The following is a 17,785-nucleotide window of genomic DNA, read 5'->3' on the forward strand; positions in this document are numbered from 1 at the left end:
CCCCTTTAGATCAATTCAAAAATTCCTGCTGCTCCCATGCCCCCGCCGATACACATTGTGACGATGCCAAATTGCTCGTTTCGCCGTTTCATTTCATGAATGAGTGACAGTGTCAATTTCGTTCCTGTACAGCCGAGCGGATGTCCTAGTGCGATTGCCCCGCCATTGACATTCACTTTCTCTTCATCAATTCCTAAATGACGAATGACTTGAATGGCCTGAGAGGCAAACGCTTCGTTTAATTCAAACAGTCCGATATCCTTCAGCTCAAGTCCAGCGATTTTCAGCGCACGTGGAATGGCTTCAATTGGACCGATCCCCATCACTTCAGGCGGTACACCACCAACAGCAAACGCTCTGAACTTGGCGAGCGGCTGAAGGGAAAGTGAGGATGCTTTCTCACGATCCATCATCATCACACACGCAGCTCCGTCACTTGTTTGTGAAGAGTTCCCTGCGGTCACCGTGCCTTTTGTTGAAAAAGCCGGACGCAAAGTGGAAAGAATCTCTTCCGTTGTCCCCGCTCTTACGCCTTCATCCTGTGAGAACGTGAATTGATGTTCTTCTAATTGAAATTGCTCCCCTACCCGCCGCTCTGTTACATCAACGGATACAATTTCATCTGAAAACTTTCCTTCCTGTAATGCTTTGGCTGCCTTTTGATGACTTCTTACCGCAAAGGCGTCCTGATCTTGACGAGTGACCTGATACTTTTGCGCCACCTGCTCTGCCGTGTGGCCCATGCTCATATAGTATTCAGGTGCTTGCTCTGCCAAATGAGCATTCGGACGAATGGAATGACCCATCATTGGTACTTGTGACATTGATTCGACTCCACCGGCTAAGATTGTTTCTGCCTGACCGAGCATGATTCGTTCACCCGCATAAGCGATGGACTGAAGACCAGATGAACAGTAGCGGTTAATGGTGATGGCAGGGACTGTATACGGAAGTCCTGCTAACGCTCCAATATTCCGAGCCACATTTAACCCCTGCTCCGCTTCTGGTGTCGCACATCCGATGATCAAATCATCTATCTGTCCGTCGTAATCACCAGCACGCTTTAATGTTTCTTTTACACACAATGCGCCCATATCATCAGGCCGAAAATGTTTTAACGATCCTTTTTTCGCCTTCCCTACTGGTGTTCTTGCGCCAGCGACAATGACTGCTTCTCTCATTTTGACTCCCCCTTAGTTACGTAAAGGTTTTCCTTTGACGAGCATGTGCTGCATGCGTGCTTGTGATTTTACTTCTCCTACAAGACTTAAAAATGCTTCTCTTTCAAGCTCTAATAAGTATTGCTCCTCTACCTCTGTTCCAAATGGCAGTTTTCCGCCGGAAATAACATGAGCTAATTTTTTAACAATGGTCATGTCATGCTCTGAAATGTATCCAGACAATCTCATATTTTCAGCCGCCAATATCATTGCTGCATAGCCTGTTTCTCCCATGACGGGCACCTTTTGCTTGAGCGGCGCACGATAACCTGCTTCATCAAGAGAGAGCACAAGTTGTTTCGCATCATAGATCAGGTGATCACCGTTCATACTGATTCGGTCACTCGCGCGCAGCATGTTCATATCCCGCGCTTCCTCTGCCGAAGTGGATACTTTAGCCATTGCAATGGTTTCAAATGTTTTCAGCGTGGCATCTTGTATAGCGGTCTCTGACGGCTTAGCTGACCCTTGCAGATGGCGAAGATATAATTCTTTGTTTCCACCGCCGCCTGGAATCAGCCCAACTCCCGCTTCGACAAGACCCATGTACGCTTCACTGGACGCCTGAATAGCTGCGGCCGGCAGACAAACCTCTGTTCCGCCTCCGAGTGTCATACCGAACGGTGCAGCAACGACTGGACGGTCGCTATATTTCACCTTCATCATTGCCTGCTGGAAGCGGCGGATCACAAAGTCAATTTCAAAGAAATTATCGTCCTGTGCTTCCATTAAAATCAACGCAAGGTTGGCACCAACACAGAAGTTCTTGCCTTGGTTTCCGATGACAAGCCCTCTATAATTCTGTTCCACCTCATCGACAGCGCGATTGATCATGTCAATGACATCTAGTCCAATGGCATTGCTTTTGGAGTGAAATTCGAGCAAGGCGACATCGTCACCGATATCAATCAAGCTCGCACCAGCATTTTTAAAAATAACGCCGTGTTTCTTTTTCAATCTCGCTAAGGAAATATTCTTTTCGTTTCCTTTTTCCTGTTCATAAGCCCCGTTGTGATAAAACGAGCGCTCTCCATCTGCATTCTCTTGATAGAATGTGTCGTGTCCTTCTGACAGCATGTCTTGCACCCACTGCGGGATGCTGTGACCTTCTGCTTCCATGCGCTCGACTGCTTTTTTCACACCAATTGCATCCCAGAGCTCAAACGGACCGTGCTGCCAGCCAAATCCCCATTTCATTGCGTTATCAATGGACTGAATATCATCTGCAATTTCGCCTGTTAACTGAGCTGAATAAAGGAGCACAGGTGCCGTCATGTTCCAGAGCAATTGGCCTGCACGCCCATCCTGATAAATAAGCGCTTTCAATTTCGCTTTCGTTCCCTTTTGCTGCTTTGCCATCTCAATGCCTGGATCTTTGAGCTTCGTTCGTTCTCCGTATGTGAGCGTCACAGGATCAATTTCCAAAATGACCTTTCCATTTTTTTGATAAAACCCTTGCCCTGCCTTGCTACCAATCCATCCTTTTTCAAGCATTCTTTCAATAAACTCAGGAAGCTGAAAAATATCTTTTTCCTTACCTTCGACTTGGTCATATACGTTCCGGGCTACATGGAAAAACGTGTCGAGCCCTACGACATCAAGTGTACGGAAGGTCGCACTTTTCGGTCTTCCAATGAGAGGTCCTGTGACCGAATCCACCTCTCCAATGGTGTATTTGTTTTCAAGCATTTCACGCACTGTAACAAGGAGTCCATAAGTACCAATACGATTGGCAATAAAATTCGGCGTATCTTTCGCTTCAACGACGCCTTTCCCAAGTACATCCTCGCCAAACGTTTTCATAAATTGAAGTACTTCTGGATCTGTTTCTTGAATAGGAATGATTTCTAAAAGCTTTAAATAACGAGCTGGGTTAAAAAAATGTGTGCCTAAAAAGTGGCGTTTAAAATCCTCTGATCGGCCTTCTGCCATTTTTTCAACCGAAATTCCCGATGTATTACTTGATACGATACTGCCTTCTTTGCGGTGTTCGTCGATGAGAGAGAATACATGCTTTTTGATGCTGAGCTTTTCAGTAACGACTTCAATAATCCAGTCAGCGTCATGTAATAAGGAAAGGTGGTCTGTGAGATTTCCCGGTGTGATGTATGATAGGTTTTTTGCTGAAGTAAGAGGTGCTGGCTTTTGCTTTAATAATTTTTTCATCGCTTCTTGACTTAATCTATTCCGAACACTAGGGTGATCAAGCGTTCGCTTTTTTGCCGTTTCTTCCTTTGTCAGTTCGTTTGGCACAATATCTAGCAATGTGACTGGTATCCCGATATTGGCTAGATGCGCAGCAATGCCTGAGCCCATGACACCTGAACCAATGACAGCTGCCTTGCGAATATGTTTGCCCATAAATATCCCCCTAAACATTTTGAATGAACAGTCATTCATTTTTTGTGCAAAAAAAAGCAATGCCTCTTTCTTTATCTTAAAAGATTTTCCGAAACAGTTCAAGAGCGGATTTCAAAATTTTACACATTCTCATGTGCCTTATTTTACGGCGTATGAATTAAAGAGGAGAGGGCATTGTAAGAATGGAGGTGATGTCCACATGTCTCGTTTGAAGAAAAATCCATCGAAAGCAGGCGTAAGTGCTGCAAGTGTAAAAGGAAACGCAGGTCCATCACAGGAAGCAGACCTAGGCGGAAAAAAGACCAGTCAAAATCAGCAATATAAAAAGAATCAGTAAGGAAACAAAATTGTAAGGAGGAATACACCTTGAACAATCAGCAAATGAATATGCCCCCGCAAGTCATTTCAGTAAAGGATTCCTTGTACTTAGAGGATATGCTGAATTGGAACTTGATCGCTTTGAAAAAGGCTCACTTTATGGCTGAGCATTGCCAAGACCAAACATTGAAACAAGAATTAAACCAAGTGGGCCAAATGCACCATCAGCATTACACACAAATTCTTCAGCATTTAGGCAGCTCAGGGCAAGGCCAGTCTACTGGCTTTATGCAATAGGAGGAAAAAACATGGAACAACAAAACCAACAAAAAATCGGAAATCCTCAAACTCCGGTTCCCACGACAACAAACATGAATGATCGTGATTTTGTCACAGATCTCTTGTCGACTGAAAAATATATGACAAGCGGATACAACACAGCGCTCAACGAATTCAGTCATGAATCCCTTTACCAAGATATTCAGCGAATTGCGCTAGAAACACAGAAAACACAAAGACATTTATATGATGTCATGTTCCGATATGGCTGGTATTCTGTTGAAGCCGCTGAAGAGCAAAAACTCCAGCAGGCACACCAGAAGTTCCAGCAAACACTGACAGATCAATCTCCATACGGACCATCACAGATGTCATAAAGAAAAACTGCCAGCACTATACTGGCAGTTTTTTTAACGGTCTTGATTGGATCGATGAGCTTCGTTCATTAATTTGATCCGCTGAATGATTTCTTTGATTTCATCCTTAGCCTCTGGATACGTTTCATTAAAGTGCTTTGCTAGAGGCGGCATATTTTTTGCAATATGAGAATAGATGATCCACTGTTTCACATCTTGTTTCAGTGCGTCTGTTGATTCGCCGAGCAGCAGCTCAGTATATTTCTCAAGCAAGCCTTCCAGCTTTTCATCTAGTTCATTTCCCATTGATCTTCCGCTCCTTTTTTTAGAAAAAAGCCTGACTCTGTACGTAACAGATGTCAGGCTTTTGACATACGATTATCTTGCAGCGAGAAATGTCTCCGCTTGCGCTTGCTGCACAATACAGCGTCCTCTGCCATGCGGAATACATAATGGCGTTCCGAATAAAGGATCTGTTGTCACTTGGCAGTTCATATCAAAGACATTTTTCACAAGATCACAATTAATGACCGTTTCTGGTCTTCCTTCTGCATAAATCGTCTTGTCTTTAATCGCTACAAGGTGATGAGCATATCTACATGCGAGATTCAGGTCATGAAGGACCATGACAATCGTGCGCTGCTCTTTTTCATTTAAGTCAAACAGAAGGTCAAGAATTTCAATTTGATGCGTCATGTCTAAATACGTCGTCGGCTCATCTAACAAAATGATATCCGTCTCCTGCGCTAACGTCATCGCAATCCATGCACGCTGCCTTTGTCCACCTGATAATGAATCGACCGTTCGATCAGCAAGGTCTTCCATCTTCGTTGACTTCAAAGCACGATTCACTGCTTCCTCGTCTTGCTTTGACCACTGCTTCAGCCAATTTTGATAAGGATATCTGCCTTGCTTCACTAGCTGATGCACGGTTAATCCTTCTGGCGCTTCTGGTCCTTGCGGAAGAATAGCAAGCTGTTTCGCTACTTCCTTTGTTGGTAATTTGGCAATGGAATGACCTTCAAGCAGGACAGAACCACCCATTGGCTTCATGAGACGGGCCAAAGAGCGAAGTAGCGTGGATTTACCGCATCCATTGCTGCCAATAAATACTGTGATTTCACCCTTAGGGATCGATACATTTAGTTCATCTATGATCATTGTTTCTCCGTAGCCTAAGCTTAAACCTTCAGTAGAAATGGCACTCATTCCGCTCAAACGCTCCTTTTCTCATGCAAATTTTTTATATGAAATATCGTCTATTTATAGACGCAAAAGATCACTTATCTCAATTTAGTGTATCAGATTTAAGTGATTTTGAAAATCATTTTCAATTAAAAAATGAGAAAGTTCCGTTTCACTTCTTCTTTTGGAATGTACGTTTGGTCCCATCTTCCAGCTTCATATCGACTTGAATTCGCTGATAATCGTCATCTAAATTAAAAGCAGCTAATAGCTCATTTACATACGTTTCATTGATCTTCGCACTAGGAACAGACATATCATTTAGCTTCATCTTCATCTCGCGTAATGCTTCTTCACCTTCATAGCGGACACCGTTCATATGATCACGAATCAGTGCTTCTTCTTTGCCTTTTGCCTGACGATAGGTGGCTTCGTATAATTCGCTTTTCTGCCCGTATTGAACATGCAGGTGGAGATGCGCAAATGGAAGTTCCTTCATTTGAACCGCTGAGAGACTCTCTGCTTCTGCTTCCTTTGTTTGCTGAAGCGGCTCGATCGATTGGCAGCCAGACAGCATAAAAAGCAGCACTCCTATTTGTCCCGCCTTCTTCCAACACATCATGTGCTTCCTCCTATTTCTTATCATCGCTTTTTATTCTTCTCCATCCTTCTTTTCGTTATTCAATAAAAGATCAGGCTATGGTAAATTGAAACAAAAGGAGGTACGAGATAATGAAAAGGACAGCCATTGTAACTGGTGCCAATAGCGGCTTTGGCAAGCTCATCACGATAGGCCTCGCCAAACAAGGCTATACAGTGATTGCAGGTGTCAGGCAGGAAGCCAATGCGAAAAAGCTTGCCGAAGAAATCGAGCAAGCCTCTTTATCCGAAGCGATACATATTGAAGCAATAGATGTGACCGACACGCAGTCGATTCAAGCATTTCAGAAAAAGCTACATACTTGCGCCCCCATTACCTTGCTTGTCAACAATGCAGGAACAGCCTATGCGGGTTTTGCTGAAGAGGTTCCTGTTGATACGTTCCGCCAGCAATTTAATGTCAATGTTTTTGGTGTCATAGAAGTAACACAAGCCGTTCTTCCGTTTATGACAAATGGTGCAAAGATATTCAATATGAGCAGCATCAGCGGATTAATGGGAATGCCCGCACTTTCTCCTTATGTATCCTCCAAGTTTGCTTTAGAGGGCTACACAGAGAGCTTACGCATTGAACTGGCCTCGTTCGGTATACAGGCAGCCTTAATCGAACCAGGCTCTTTCCAAACGAACATTTGGAACACGTCTATGAACGAGCACATGTTCCAGCCAGAAGAAGGCTCAAAATACATACACCTCTATCAAAAGATGATGGCTCATATCAATGCCCAAAAATCAAACTACGGGGACCCGCGTGAAGTCGCAGAGCTTGTGATTCGATTAGCCGAGAAGAAGCGGCTGAAAAAGCTGAGATATCCAATTGGGAAAGGAGTGCGACTATCATTTACCGCAAAGCAGCTCTTACCTTGGAGCATGTGGGAAAAAATCATATTACGTACACTCTCTTCAAAAAAATAAGCATAAAAAAACAGGTAGACCTTTAACGTCCACCTGTTTTTTCATTTATTCAGTTTCAGACTGCCCAAGAGTAATATCTAAGTTCTTGTTTTTCCCTTCACGAATAACAGTCATTGTCGTTTTATCGCCAACTTTTGTTTCTTTGTACAAAATTTCTTTTAGCTGAGAGCTGTTCGCCACGTTTTTCCCTTTAAACTTGATGATGACATCTCCAGACTTCAAGCCTGCTTTTTGTGCAGGTGATCCTTTTGATACATCCTTTACGTAAATCCCTTTGCCGATTTGTTTATCAAAGAGGCCAAGTGTATTTTCTTGATACGTTTCAGGCACTTGCTCAAGGTCAATCATTTGTACGCCAAGGTAAGGACGTTCAACCTTTCCGTTTTTCAACAGCTCATCTACAATCGGTTTGACATCGTTACTTGGAATCGCAAAGCCGAGTGATTCCACACCGCTTTCGCTAATTTTCAAGCTGTTGATACCGATGACTTGACCATCTGTATTGATAAGCGGTCCACCGCTGTTTCCTGGATTGATCGCTGCATCTGTTTGCAGTACATTCATTTCCACCGTACCAGATGACGTGTTCGCTTCAACTGTACGATCAAGACCACTAATAATTCCTTCTGTCACAGTACCAGAGAATTGGGCACCAAGCGGGTTCCCAATTGCGATCACTTTGTCTCCAGCACGGAGTTTAGAAGAATCACCAAAGCTCGCCACTTTATCAATGCCATCTGCATTGATTTCTACAACAGCTAAATCTGTCATCACGTCACTGCCGACAAGCTTCGCATCTTTTGTTTTTCCGTCATACAGTGTGACCTTCAGTTTATTGGCACCCTCGACTACGTGGTTATTCGTAATAATGTATGCTTTTTTGCCATCTTTTTTAAAGATGACACCAGAACCCGTTCCAGCTTCAGCTTCTGTTGAATCGCCGCTAAGGCCAAACGAATTTTGAGTAGTTTGATAGTTTGAGACACCCACAATGGTTGGCTCTAAATCTTCTACCATATCAGAGACATTCGTGGCATTGGTGATTTGTTTTGTTGAGAAATTCTCAGAGGTCGCCGGTTCACTTGACGCTGTTTGCGTTTGATTATTTGCGGCTGTGTCCTGTGACTGCGGCAAAAGCGGTGTAATGCCAAGCACAAGGCCTCCGCCAATAATTCCTCCAAGGATCGGACTGAGCCATGCTGCTTTCCGCTTTTTCTCCTTTTTCGACGCACGGTCATCTCCCATTTGAGGAGAATGGTTTGTCACACTCTCCTGAGTGGCAGAAGCTTCGTTTTCATGAGGTTGAAAAACGAGTTCCTTTTCTTTTTCAGGTTCGTCTATTTGTTTCTCATTCTCTTGATGTACATCTTCTTGTTGATTCAACTTCTTCTCTTCATCTTCTCTTCGAAAATCCATCGCTTACACTCCTTTACATCATGTTCATGACTTGCTTGATTCATATGTGTAGATAGGACTCATGTCCTCTTAATGGCAACATCATTGAAGATACTACATGACAATATGTCAAATTATATAATACTTATTCATAGAAAAAAAGCAAGGTGCGCACATTCGTGAAAAGCACCTATTGAACTGCCTTTTGTCTATGCCCTTTTTTCCCTTGAGCTTATCATAAACAAACATTATGGGATAATGATGAGAAGAATATGTGAAATTGTGAAAAAAGCATGTGATTGTTGACATGCCGCCTTTGTATCCCGTTATAATGACGTTGAGAGGATGTGGAAGACTTTGTCGTACACCATTTATTTAGTGGAAGATGAACAAAACTTAAACGAACTTTTAACCAAATATTTAGAAAGTGAAAATTGGAATGTCTCCTCTTTTTTAACCGGAGAAGCGGCACGCGAAGCGATGAACAAGCCGCCGCATCTATGGATTTTAGATATCATGCTGCCTGATACTGATGGCTACACACTGATTAAAGAAATTAAAGCCGCATCACCTGACGTACCGGTCATTTTCATTTCAGCACGCGATGCAGATATCGATCGTGTCCTTGGGTTAGAGCTGGGAAGCAGTGATTATATTGCGAAGCCATTTCTTCCGCGCGAGCTGATCATTCGGGTACAAAAGCTGCTTGAGCTTGTATACAAAAACAGCGATACTCCGCAGCAGCAAAGTGTCACACCCGTCTCCTCCTATGTCATTCATGAGGATGTAAGAGAGGTGTATGAAGGAGATCAGCTCATTAACTTAACTTCTAAGGAATTTGACTTGCTGCTTTTATTTACACATCACCAAGGACATGCTTTTTCTCGTGAAGATATTCTCGTCAAAATTTGGGGACACGATTACTTCGGGACAGATCGTGTGGTGGATGACCTTGTCAGACGATTGCGCAAAAAAATGCCCGACTTAAAGGTCGAGACCATCTATGGATTTGGCTACAGGATGCTAAAAGGATGAAGAACAAACCACTCGCTTTTCAAATTTGGATCGTCATCTCTGGTATTTTGCTCACCATCTCGCTTGTCCTGATCATCCTATTTTCGAATACATTACGAAACTTTTTCACGAATGAAATTTATAGAAATATCGAAAACGAACAACAGGTGCTCACAGAATATCCATTGAACCGAGACGGCTCGCCAAAGTCGACACCGGAAAACCGATCGGTGCAGCACATTCTAATTCCGTCAGATGAATTAAACCAAATGGCGCAATTTTTCCCGCACGCTTTTATAGAGAAAATCCAAGCCTTTGTAAAAAAACAAAAAAGCGCAACGAAACGCTATTCTGAAGAAGTGAATGGCCAGCACATCTTTTTTGTCATCAAAAAAGTATCAACAGACAATTCACAATATATTCTGTTGTCTTATGCGCCAGATTCTTATCGAGACGACCTGTCTTTTACACTGTTTAAACAGCTGATCTTTATCTTGAGCACCGTTATTTTATTAAGCTGGATTCCATCGATTTGGCTTGCCCGCTACTTATCCCGTCCAATCGTTGCGTTTGAAAAGCACGTGAAGCGGATTGCACAAGAAGACTGGGACGATCCTGTCATCGTTGACCGGCAAGATGAAATCGGAAAGCTTGGTCATACCATTGAAGAAATGAGACAAAAACTCATTCAAAAGGATGAAACAGAACGTACTCTTTTGCAAAATATCTCACATGACTTAAAGACACCTGTCATGGTCATCCGCGGCTATACGCAGTCGATTAAAGATGGTATTTTTCCTAAGGGAGATCTTGAACAAACGGTGGAAGTCATTGAAGGTGAAGCGGAAAAGCTTGAGAAGAAAATCAAGGATTTGCTGTACTTAACAAAGCTTGATTATTTATCAAATCAACACCCTGCACATGCTTCCTTCCTGCTCAGTAATACGATGCTGGAAGTGGTCGACCGAATACGTTGGTCGAAAAATGAATTGCAGTGGAACGTGGACTTAGATGATGAGGCTGCTCTTGAAGGCGATCCAGAACAATGGAGCAAATTATTTGAGAATGTACTAGAAAATCAACTTCGCTACGCAAAAAGTAAAATTGACATTCAAATGAAACAGAAAGAGGATCAAATACGCATTGTCATTCGTAATGACGGTCCTCCAATTGAAGAACATATGCTATCCAACCTATACGAACCTTTTAGTAAGGGAAAAAAGGGCGAATTCGGTATCGGATTAAGCATTGTCAAAAAAATTCTCTCCATGCATCAAGCGTCTATATCTATTGAAAATGATAATCTAGGTGTATGTTATACGATCACGGTTCCAAAGAAGAGACTGTAGGTTTTTGACCGCAGTCTTTTTTAGATGAATGAATACCCATTGAAATCACGGTATGTGGCTTTGATTTTCTTGCCAGCTTGATACATCCATTTCTTTTCAATGGTTGTCTCTTTCGGCATTTTGACTTTTTCTACTTGAATTCCTTTTGCTTTCAAGCGTCTCATCATATCATCGATTTCTCTCATGGAACATCATCCTTTCACATATTTTGACCAGTTGGTCACCTTACTTTATAATATAAAGAATTACACTGTAAAAAACAAGTTACAATCTGATTAATTTTTGAAAACTTTCGTCGTTTATGACCGATAAGTCACATCTCTTTGGGCACGTTTCCTAAGACATTTGTCTCTCGGTAAGAAAGGATGACATTCATATTGAAAAAGAAAGAGAAAATGATCATTGAGGCCGGCATGAAATTGTTTGCCAGCAAAGGCTACAATACAACGTCTGTTCAGGAAATTGCGGATGAATGCCACATGTCAAAGGGTGCTTTTTATCTTTATTTTAAATCAAAGGAAGCACTGCTCATTTCAATCTTGCATTACTATTATGATAAGGTATTTACCCGGATTCATGAGGTTCAAACAGAGGGCGGCACACCAAAGGAAGCCTACCGTAAACAGCTCACTGTCTACTACGATAATATTTTGCAGCAAAAGGATTTTATTAAAATGCAGCTAAGCGATCGAGCACTGCCAATGAATGAAGAAACGCAGCAGCTCGCAAAACAAATCCGGCTTGCCACCATTCAGCTTCACATTGATAACATTAAACAGGTATATGGAGATGTAGCGATTCCTTATATCGCTGATCTTTGTTTGACGTTTGAGGGCATGAGCCACGTTTATTTCGAGCTTGCGATTTTATATGATTTTCAGCTAGAGGCTGAGGAGCTTGCCGCAACGATGATTCACCGTATCGATGATTTGATGGGCGGTATGATGGAGCGAGATGATCTTCCGCTTATCTCTGTAGATCAAGCGAGCGATTGGTTTGGTCCTATATATGAAAGGTCATTCGACCCGCTGACAGAATCTCTTCTAAAAGAATTAAGAGAGCAGGCTGAAGCGCACTATGAAGTGAAAGACGAGCCTGATTTATTTGAAGCTCTCGGCATTTTAGAAAATGAATTAAACAAACAGAAACCTAGACAAGTCATCGTGAAAGGCATGCTGTATCAATTAAAATTATACACACCTCTTCAGACCCACTCTGAATCACTTTTGCGTATTTTGAAAGAGGATCATTTGTAAAACCCAAGGCATTCCTTGGGTTTTATTTTTGTTCACATCACATTCAATGAAAAAACCAGGGGCAAACGCCCCTGGTTTCTTATTTTGCTTTCGGTGTCACCATTTCTTCTGGTTTCACAAACTCTTCAAACTGCTCTTCTGTTAACAGCTCTAATTGAAGTGCTGCTTCTTTTAACGTTAAACCTTCTTTATGAGCAAGTTTTGCAATTTTCGCTGCATTTTCATATCCGATGTGCGGGTTAAGTGCCGTCACAAGCATCAATGAATTGTTCAAGTTTTTCTCAATTGTTTCTAGGTTTGGTTCGATTCCAACTGCACACTTGTCATGGAATGAGTTCATACCGTCAGCAAGTAATTCAACTGATTGTAAGAAGTTATAGATGATGACCGGCTTAAATACGTTCAGCTCAAAGTTTCCTTGGCTGGCAGCAAAACCGATCGTTGCATCATTCCCCATAATTTGTGCTGCAATCATTGTTAAAGCTTCACTTTGAGTTGGGTTGACTTTACCCGGCATAATAGAGCTTCCTGGCTCATTTTCAGGAATGATCAATTCGCCAATACCGCAGCGAGGACCACTTGCTAGCCATCTCACATCGTTGGCAATTTTCATTAAATCAGCTGCAAGTGCTTTTAGGGCACCGTGTGCATACGTAATTTCATCATGGCTTGTTAGCGCATGGAATTTGTTTGGTGAAGAATTGAAATTTTGACCTGTCAGCTTGCTGATTTCCTCAGCAACATATTGACCAAACTCAGGATGGGCGTTAATTCCTGTACCAACAGCTGTTCCGCCAATCGCAAGCTCTCTCATTTTTTCGGTTGATTCTAGAATCATTTCTTTTGAACGGTCCAGCATGTACACCCAGCCGCTAATTTCTTGTCCTACTGTCAGTGGTGTTGCGTCTTGCAAATGCGTACGACCGATTTTCACAATCTCTTGATAGGCTTTTGCTTTCTCATCAAGAGTGGCTCTTAATTGATCAATCGCAGGTAATAACTTTTTGTACACAGCTAAAACAGCTGCCACGTGCATAGCAGTTGGGAATGTGTCATTTGAGCTTTGGCTGCGGTTGACGTCATCATTCGGGTGAATACTGAACTCACTATTTTTATCTTTCAAGTAAGCAGTTGCTCTATTTGCAACGACTTCGTTCATGTTCATGTTACTTTGTGTTCCACTACCTGTCTGCCATACAACAAGCGGGAAATGCTCGTCATACTTTCCGCTGATGATGTCGTCACATACAGTAGCAATTGCTTCTGCTTTTTCGCTCTCAAGGTTGCCAAGACGTTCGTTGGCAATCGCTGTGCTACGTTTCAAAATTGCAAACGCATTCACAACTTCCTTTGGCATTTTCTCAGAACCGATTTTGAAATTTTCTTTGCTTCGTTGTGTTTGTGCACCCCAGAACTTGTCCTTTGGCACCTTGATTTCGCCCATTGTATCTTTTTCGATTCTAAATTCTGTCATTATGTATCCCTCCATAGCTTCTATACACTCAACTCTATTCTATACAAAAAACCAAAATCCTTTAAGCGTTTTCAATTAAAATTTTATCTTTATTTTAATTTTAGTTCAATATAAACGCGGACATCTTTCGAATATTTGTATTTTGGGTTCGTTTTTCCGTAATCTTTTGATGTATATGTCACTTCATAATGCTTGTCAAACGACTGTAGAATACGGTCAATCTCCTCTTTTGTTCCTGCTAAACGAATTTGTGCCATCTTGTTTCCTCCAAAACCCTCATTCTTTCTTTTACCACAAAATAATGTAACACAGAATATTGTTTTTTCAAGCAGGTAATGCTAAGAAAAAGTTATTTGAGGCGGGTGATCCTTTTGAATCAGACTCCATTGAAAGAGCACTTATACGATAATCTCTCCGTCATTCTCCCGCAATTAAAGGAAATGGATGATTTGGTCCATGAGAAAAAAACGCTGCCTCACGGGCAAGTTGTTTACTATTTATACATAAAAGAAATGAACAAAAAGATGGAGATTCAAACCTTTTTAAAGCTGCTTCTCCAAGATCATACGTCTCTGACGAAAGAGAAGCTCGAATCTAATTTATCCATGATGACCACTCGTTCGGTCAAGACCTCTGAAGAATTGGTTGATGCAATTTTTGAAGGTCATTGCGTAGTGCTAATTAACGGATTTAAGCATGCTTATATATTAGAAACAAATGGAACGAAGAAACGCAGTTTAGGGGATGCTACCTCTGAAACAGTCGTAAGAGGACCCAAAATTGGCTTTATTGAAGATTTAAATACGAATTTAGCGCTTGTAAGACAGCGCTTGAAAAATCCTGATGTCAAAACCGTCGATATGAAGATTGGTCTACAGAAATACACTCAAGTCACCATCATGTATATCGACGGTATCGTACAAGTCCCTGTTTTAAAGGAAGTCAAAAAGCGGCTCAAGCAAGTCACCATTGATGATATACAGGACTCTGGTGTTCTTGAGGAGCTCATTGAAGACAATGTGTACTCTCCTTTTCCACAAATTCAAAATACAGAAAGGCCAGATAAAGTGGCGTCTGCTTTAAATAATGGCCGGGTTGCCATCTTTGTCGATCATTCACCTTTTGTGCTCGTTGTACCTGCTTCGCTCGCGACAATTATGCAATCACCTGATGATTATTATGAAAGGTGGATCGCTGCCTCACTCATTCGTATGCTGCGGTTTACCTCAATCTTTCTGACGTTATTTTTATCAGCCATTTATATTGCACTTGTGTCATTCCATCAAGGTCTTTTGCCAACCACTTTGGCGATAACAATCTCGAGCACAAGGGAAAATGTCCCCTTTTCACCCATTGTCGAGGCTCTCATCATGGAAATAACGATTGAACTGCTGCGGGAAGCTGGCTTAAGGCTGCCAAATCCACTTGGTCAGACGATCGGACTTGTTGGCGGCGTTGTTATTGGACAAGCTGCCGTTCAGGCACATATTGTCAGCTCGATTATGGTGATTATCGTGAGTGTCATTGCACTTGCATCCTTTACTGTTCCTCAATATGGGATGGGCATGTCCTTTCGCGTGCTCCGCTTTGTGTCCATGTTTGCTGCGGCTACCTTCGGTTTATACGGGATTGTGCTGTTTATGCTCGTACTCCTTACTCATCTCACGCGGCAAAAAAGTTTTGGCACACCGTATTTCTCACCAGATTTTGTGTTCAGCTATAAAAACGAAGACAATTCCATTATTCGATTGCCCTTAAAAAATCAACAGAAAGGAGAACGAGATGGTCAATCATAAAGAGTCGATATCAAGCTATCAGGCAAGTGCCATTATTGCAAATACAACACTAGGCGCGAGTATGATGATTCTCCCACGTTCAATGGCTCAGGCTGCGGCTACACCTGACGGCTGGATTGCACTCTTACTCATGAGTGTCATTTACATTGTGTTTATTTTTGCGAATGTCCTCATGATGAAAAAAGTCCCCTTCTCCTCATATTACGATTATACGAATGAGGGACTTGGAAAATGGATTGGCACGCTTGCCAACCTCTTGATTATTATTTATTTTCTTGGCGTCGCCAGCTATGAAGTTCGAGCGATGTCGGAAATGGTGAAATTCTTTCTGCTTCAAAACACACCTGTAGCGGTGACAATGATCAGTTTTATTGTGGTTGGTTTTTATCTTGTGATTGGCGGGATTGGTGATTTAGCGAGGCTTTTTCCTTTTATTCTGATTGTGACGCTCATCATCTTATTTGTCGCTTACGGACTTAGCTTGCAAGAATTTAAGTTAGATAACCTTCGACCCGTTTTAGGAGAGGGATTCTCCCCTGTCTTCAATTCCTTTAATGCATCAGCCATATCGTTTGTCGGCATTGAAATGATGCTGTTTATGCCTGCTTATATGAACACGCAAAAACACACCTTTGCTTATGGAACCGTCGGCTTTTTGATTCCTTCCATCATCTATATTTTCACTTATATTCTTGTGATTGGAGCGTTGACTGTCAAAGAAACGGCGACTTTGACTTGGCCGACCATTGCCTTGTTCCAAGCCTTTGATATTCAAGGGATTTTCATTGAACGAATTGACTCCTTTTTATTGATCGTTTGGCTCGTTCAGCTATATACAAGCTTTGTCGGGTATACATTTTTTGCTGCAATCGGTGTATCTAAACTAACGAAGTTTCCTAAAAAGGTCGTCCTCGCTTTAATGGGAATTGTCATTTACTTTGCAGCTATTTTCCCAAAGGATGTCGATACAGTGCGAGATTATTTAACCTATGTGAACAACCTCTTTTTCCTACTGTTCGGTATTCTCCCGTTTCTCTTATTTTTTATTGTTTATTTCAAAAGGAGGCGGAAAACAGCATGAAAAAGAAAGCAGCTTGTGCTCTTTTGACGCTGGTTCTATTAAGTGGTTGCTGGGATAGTAAAAATATTGAGGAGCTCAACATGGCGATCGGATTTGCAGTAGATAAAGGGGACCAAGGAAATAAATTAAAGCTGTCAATGCAAGTCCTTGTTCCTCAAAAGATTGATCAGGAAGCAAGTGTCAAAGACCCTACGAAAATCATTGAAACGAGCGGGGATTCTATGCATCAAATTTTCCGCACAACGGCGCTAAAAAGCCACCGCATTTTCGCGCAGCAGCTTAGGGTGTATTTATTTTCTGAGGAACTCATCAATGAGAATAATTTCGATCTCGTCATTAATCAATTCATTCGAGACAACGAAACGCGAAGAGGTAGCCTCGTCTTTATGACATCTGAGAAGCCTGGAGACATGCTCAAAATCAATGACGACGGACAGCCAGCCTCATCAACCTTATACGACCTTTCAGAAAATAGAAAAACGACCATTCGTATGTTCAAAACGGTCTCATTAGGAGATATTTCTTCAGCCATGCAGAACAATGTATCCTTTGCGGTTCCGAAAGTTAGCGTCGATCAAGGAAAATTGATACTCGACGGCGCCTCTATTATTAAGAACAGACGATTTCTCACCAATATCTCTCCGTTAGCGGTTCAGTCATACAATTTGTTAACTGGCGACGGAAAAGGCGGCGTCATTGAATTTAAATATGATCACAGCATCTATTCTTTTGAGATTTTCAAAATGAAGCATCATATCAAAACCCATAAATCAGCAAGTGGAAGATACCAATTTGATGTGTCAGTGACGCTTGATGGACGATTGTCTGAAGATTGGAATGAACGTGAAAATGCTTTTAATGAAAAATATCTCCGAGAAATCGAAGGCGTTGTCAAACGTCGATTAGAGAGTGATGTGAAAGATTTTATCGAGGAATTACAGCATGAGATCAAAGCAGATATTTGCGGGTTCTATCAAAAGGCGAGTATTGCCTACCCGAAGGATTTTCGAAAAGAAGCAAAACATTGGGATGAAATTTTTAGTGAATCAGATATTCATTACAAAGCAAAAGTGAAAATCCGTGACTTCGGGACTAAGGGCGCAACACAATCCTTATAGAGTATGTT

At 41.9% G+C, this 17,785-nt stretch carries 19 protein-coding genes; 10 read left to right on the forward strand and 9 right to left on the reverse strand.

Features of this window, described 5'->3' with window-relative positions:
- Positions 1-5: 5 nt before the first annotated feature.
- Positions 6-1,181 carry an acetyl-CoA C-acetyltransferase gene (locus MKX52_RS14845; RefSeq protein ID WP_342490941.1) on the reverse strand — a complete coding sequence of 392 codons (1,176 nt, stop codon included), beginning with the start codon at positions 1,179-1,181 and terminating at the stop codon, positions 6-8.
- A gap of 12 nt (positions 1,182-1,193) precedes the next feature.
- Positions 1,194-3,581, reverse strand: a complete 2,388-nt coding sequence (locus tag MKX52_RS14850) for a 3-hydroxyacyl-CoA dehydrogenase NAD-binding domain-containing protein (protein ID WP_342490942.1) — start codon at positions 3,579-3,581, stop codon at positions 1,194-1,196.
- Between the two features lie 199 nt (positions 3,582-3,780).
- Between MKX52_RS14850 and MKX52_RS14855 the strand changes: the two genes are divergently transcribed.
- The 3 genes from MKX52_RS14855 to MKX52_RS14865 are packed head-to-tail and all read left to right on the forward strand — an operon-like array spanning position 3,781 to position 4,555.
- Entirely contained in the window at positions 3,781-3,918 is a 138-nt protein-coding gene (locus tag MKX52_RS14855) for a YuzL family protein (protein ID WP_003212904.1), read from the forward strand.
- Positions 3,919-3,962: 44 nt separating this feature from the next.
- Positions 3,963-4,196 (forward strand): hypothetical protein, encoded by a 234-nt coding sequence (locus MKX52_RS14860; RefSeq protein ID WP_253602591.1) that lies wholly within the window; start codon positions 3,963-3,965, stop codon positions 4,194-4,196.
- An 11-nt stretch (positions 4,197-4,207) separates the two neighbouring features.
- Positions 4,208-4,555: a spore coat protein gene (locus MKX52_RS14865; RefSeq protein WP_012011198.1), complete on the forward strand. Its 348-nt coding sequence runs from the start codon at positions 4,208-4,210 to the stop codon at positions 4,553-4,555.
- 33 nt (positions 4,556-4,588) lie between these two features.
- Here MKX52_RS14865 and MKX52_RS14870 read toward each other — a convergent pair whose 3' ends face one another.
- From MKX52_RS14870 to MKX52_RS14880, 3 genes are all read right to left on the reverse strand, one after another.
- Complete coding sequence (locus MKX52_RS14870; protein ID WP_144459544.1) at positions 4,589-4,840, reverse strand: YusU family protein; 252 nt, start codon at positions 4,838-4,840, stop codon at positions 4,589-4,591.
- 72 nt (positions 4,841-4,912) lie between these two features.
- Positions 4,913-5,743 (reverse strand): ABC transporter ATP-binding protein, encoded by an 831-nt coding sequence (locus tag MKX52_RS14875; protein WP_003213584.1) that lies wholly within the window; start codon positions 5,741-5,743, stop codon positions 4,913-4,915.
- Between the two features lie 148 nt (positions 5,744-5,891).
- The gene (locus tag MKX52_RS14880) at positions 5,892-6,338 is read right to left on the reverse strand and encodes a YusW family protein (RefSeq protein ID WP_186314373.1); all 447 of its coding nucleotides are present in this window, start codon (positions 6,336-6,338) and stop codon (positions 5,892-5,894) included.
- A gap of 113 nt (positions 6,339-6,451) precedes the next feature.
- Between MKX52_RS14880 and MKX52_RS14885 the strand changes: the two genes are divergently transcribed.
- Positions 6,452-7,294: an oxidoreductase gene (locus tag MKX52_RS14885; RefSeq protein ID WP_342490943.1), complete on the forward strand. Its 843-nt coding sequence runs from the start codon at positions 6,452-6,454 to the stop codon at positions 7,292-7,294.
- Positions 7,295-7,339: 45 nt separating this feature from the next.
- Here the strand turns inward: MKX52_RS14885 and MKX52_RS14890 are convergent, their stop codons facing one another.
- Entirely contained in the window at positions 7,340-8,710 is a 1,371-nt protein-coding gene (locus tag MKX52_RS14890) for a trypsin-like peptidase domain-containing protein (RefSeq protein WP_012011204.1), read from the reverse strand.
- Between the two features lie 336 nt (positions 8,711-9,046).
- On the opposite strand from MKX52_RS14890, the gene MKX52_RS14895 reads away from it, so the two are divergent.
- Both MKX52_RS14895 and MKX52_RS14900 read left to right on the forward strand, forming a co-directional pair.
- Positions 9,047-9,724, forward strand: coding sequence for a response regulator transcription factor (locus MKX52_RS14895; protein ID WP_003212732.1), 678 nt, complete (start codon positions 9,047-9,049; stop codon positions 9,722-9,724).
- Positions 9,721-11,052, forward strand: a complete 1,332-nt coding sequence (locus MKX52_RS14900) for a HAMP domain-containing sensor histidine kinase (RefSeq protein ID WP_342490944.1) — start codon at positions 9,721-9,723, stop codon at positions 11,050-11,052. Before MKX52_RS14895 ends, MKX52_RS14900 begins: the two co-directional genes overlap by 4 nt.
- A gap of 20 nt (positions 11,053-11,072) precedes the next feature.
- Here the strand turns inward: MKX52_RS14900 and spxO are convergent, their stop codons facing one another.
- Entirely contained in the window at positions 11,073-11,237 is a 165-nt protein-coding gene (gene spxO, locus MKX52_RS14905) for an anti-adapter protein SpxO (RefSeq protein WP_012011207.1), read from the reverse strand.
- A gap of 192 nt (positions 11,238-11,429) precedes the next feature.
- On the opposite strand from spxO, the gene MKX52_RS14910 reads away from it, so the two are divergent.
- On the forward strand, positions 11,430-12,308 hold the full coding sequence (locus MKX52_RS14910; protein WP_342490945.1) for a TetR/AcrR family transcriptional regulator: 879 nt from the start codon (positions 11,430-11,432) through the stop codon (positions 12,306-12,308).
- 79 nt (positions 12,309-12,387) lie between these two features.
- Here MKX52_RS14910 and fumC read toward each other — a convergent pair whose 3' ends face one another.
- Positions 12,388-13,782 carry a class II fumarate hydratase gene (gene fumC, locus MKX52_RS14915; protein ID WP_012011209.1) on the reverse strand — a complete coding sequence of 465 codons (1,395 nt, stop codon included), beginning with the start codon at positions 13,780-13,782 and terminating at the stop codon, positions 12,388-12,390.
- An 89-nt stretch (positions 13,783-13,871) separates the two neighbouring features.
- Complete coding sequence (locus MKX52_RS14920) at positions 13,872-14,039, reverse strand: YvzF family protein (RefSeq protein WP_003213147.1); 168 nt, start codon at positions 14,037-14,039, stop codon at positions 13,872-13,874.
- 114 nt (positions 14,040-14,153) lie between these two features.
- Here MKX52_RS14920 and MKX52_RS14925 point away from each other — a divergent pair, with 114 nt between their 5' ends.
- The 3 genes from MKX52_RS14925 to MKX52_RS14935 are packed head-to-tail and all read left to right on the forward strand — an operon-like array spanning position 14,154 to position 17,777.
- The gene (locus tag MKX52_RS14925; RefSeq protein ID WP_088001311.1) at positions 14,154-15,578 is read left to right on the forward strand and encodes a spore germination protein; all 1,425 of its coding nucleotides are present in this window, start codon (positions 14,154-14,156) and stop codon (positions 15,576-15,578) included.
- Positions 15,565-16,659 (forward strand): endospore germination permease, encoded by a 1,095-nt coding sequence (locus MKX52_RS14930; protein WP_119125344.1) that lies wholly within the window; start codon positions 15,565-15,567, stop codon positions 16,657-16,659. Before MKX52_RS14925 ends, MKX52_RS14930 begins: the two co-directional genes overlap by 14 nt.
- A complete protein-coding gene (locus MKX52_RS14935; protein WP_342490946.1) occupies positions 16,656-17,777 on the forward strand; it encodes a Ger(x)C family spore germination protein in 1,122 nt (373 codons plus the stop codon). Before MKX52_RS14930 ends, MKX52_RS14935 begins: the two co-directional genes overlap by 4 nt.
- Positions 17,778-17,785 lie beyond the last annotated feature (8 nt).

It is taken from the genome of Bacillus sp. FSL R5-0422 (assembly GCF_038610765.1).
In the GTDB taxonomy this organism is placed as follows: Bacteria; Bacillota; Bacilli; order Bacillales; family Bacillaceae; genus Bacillus; species Bacillus pumilus_O.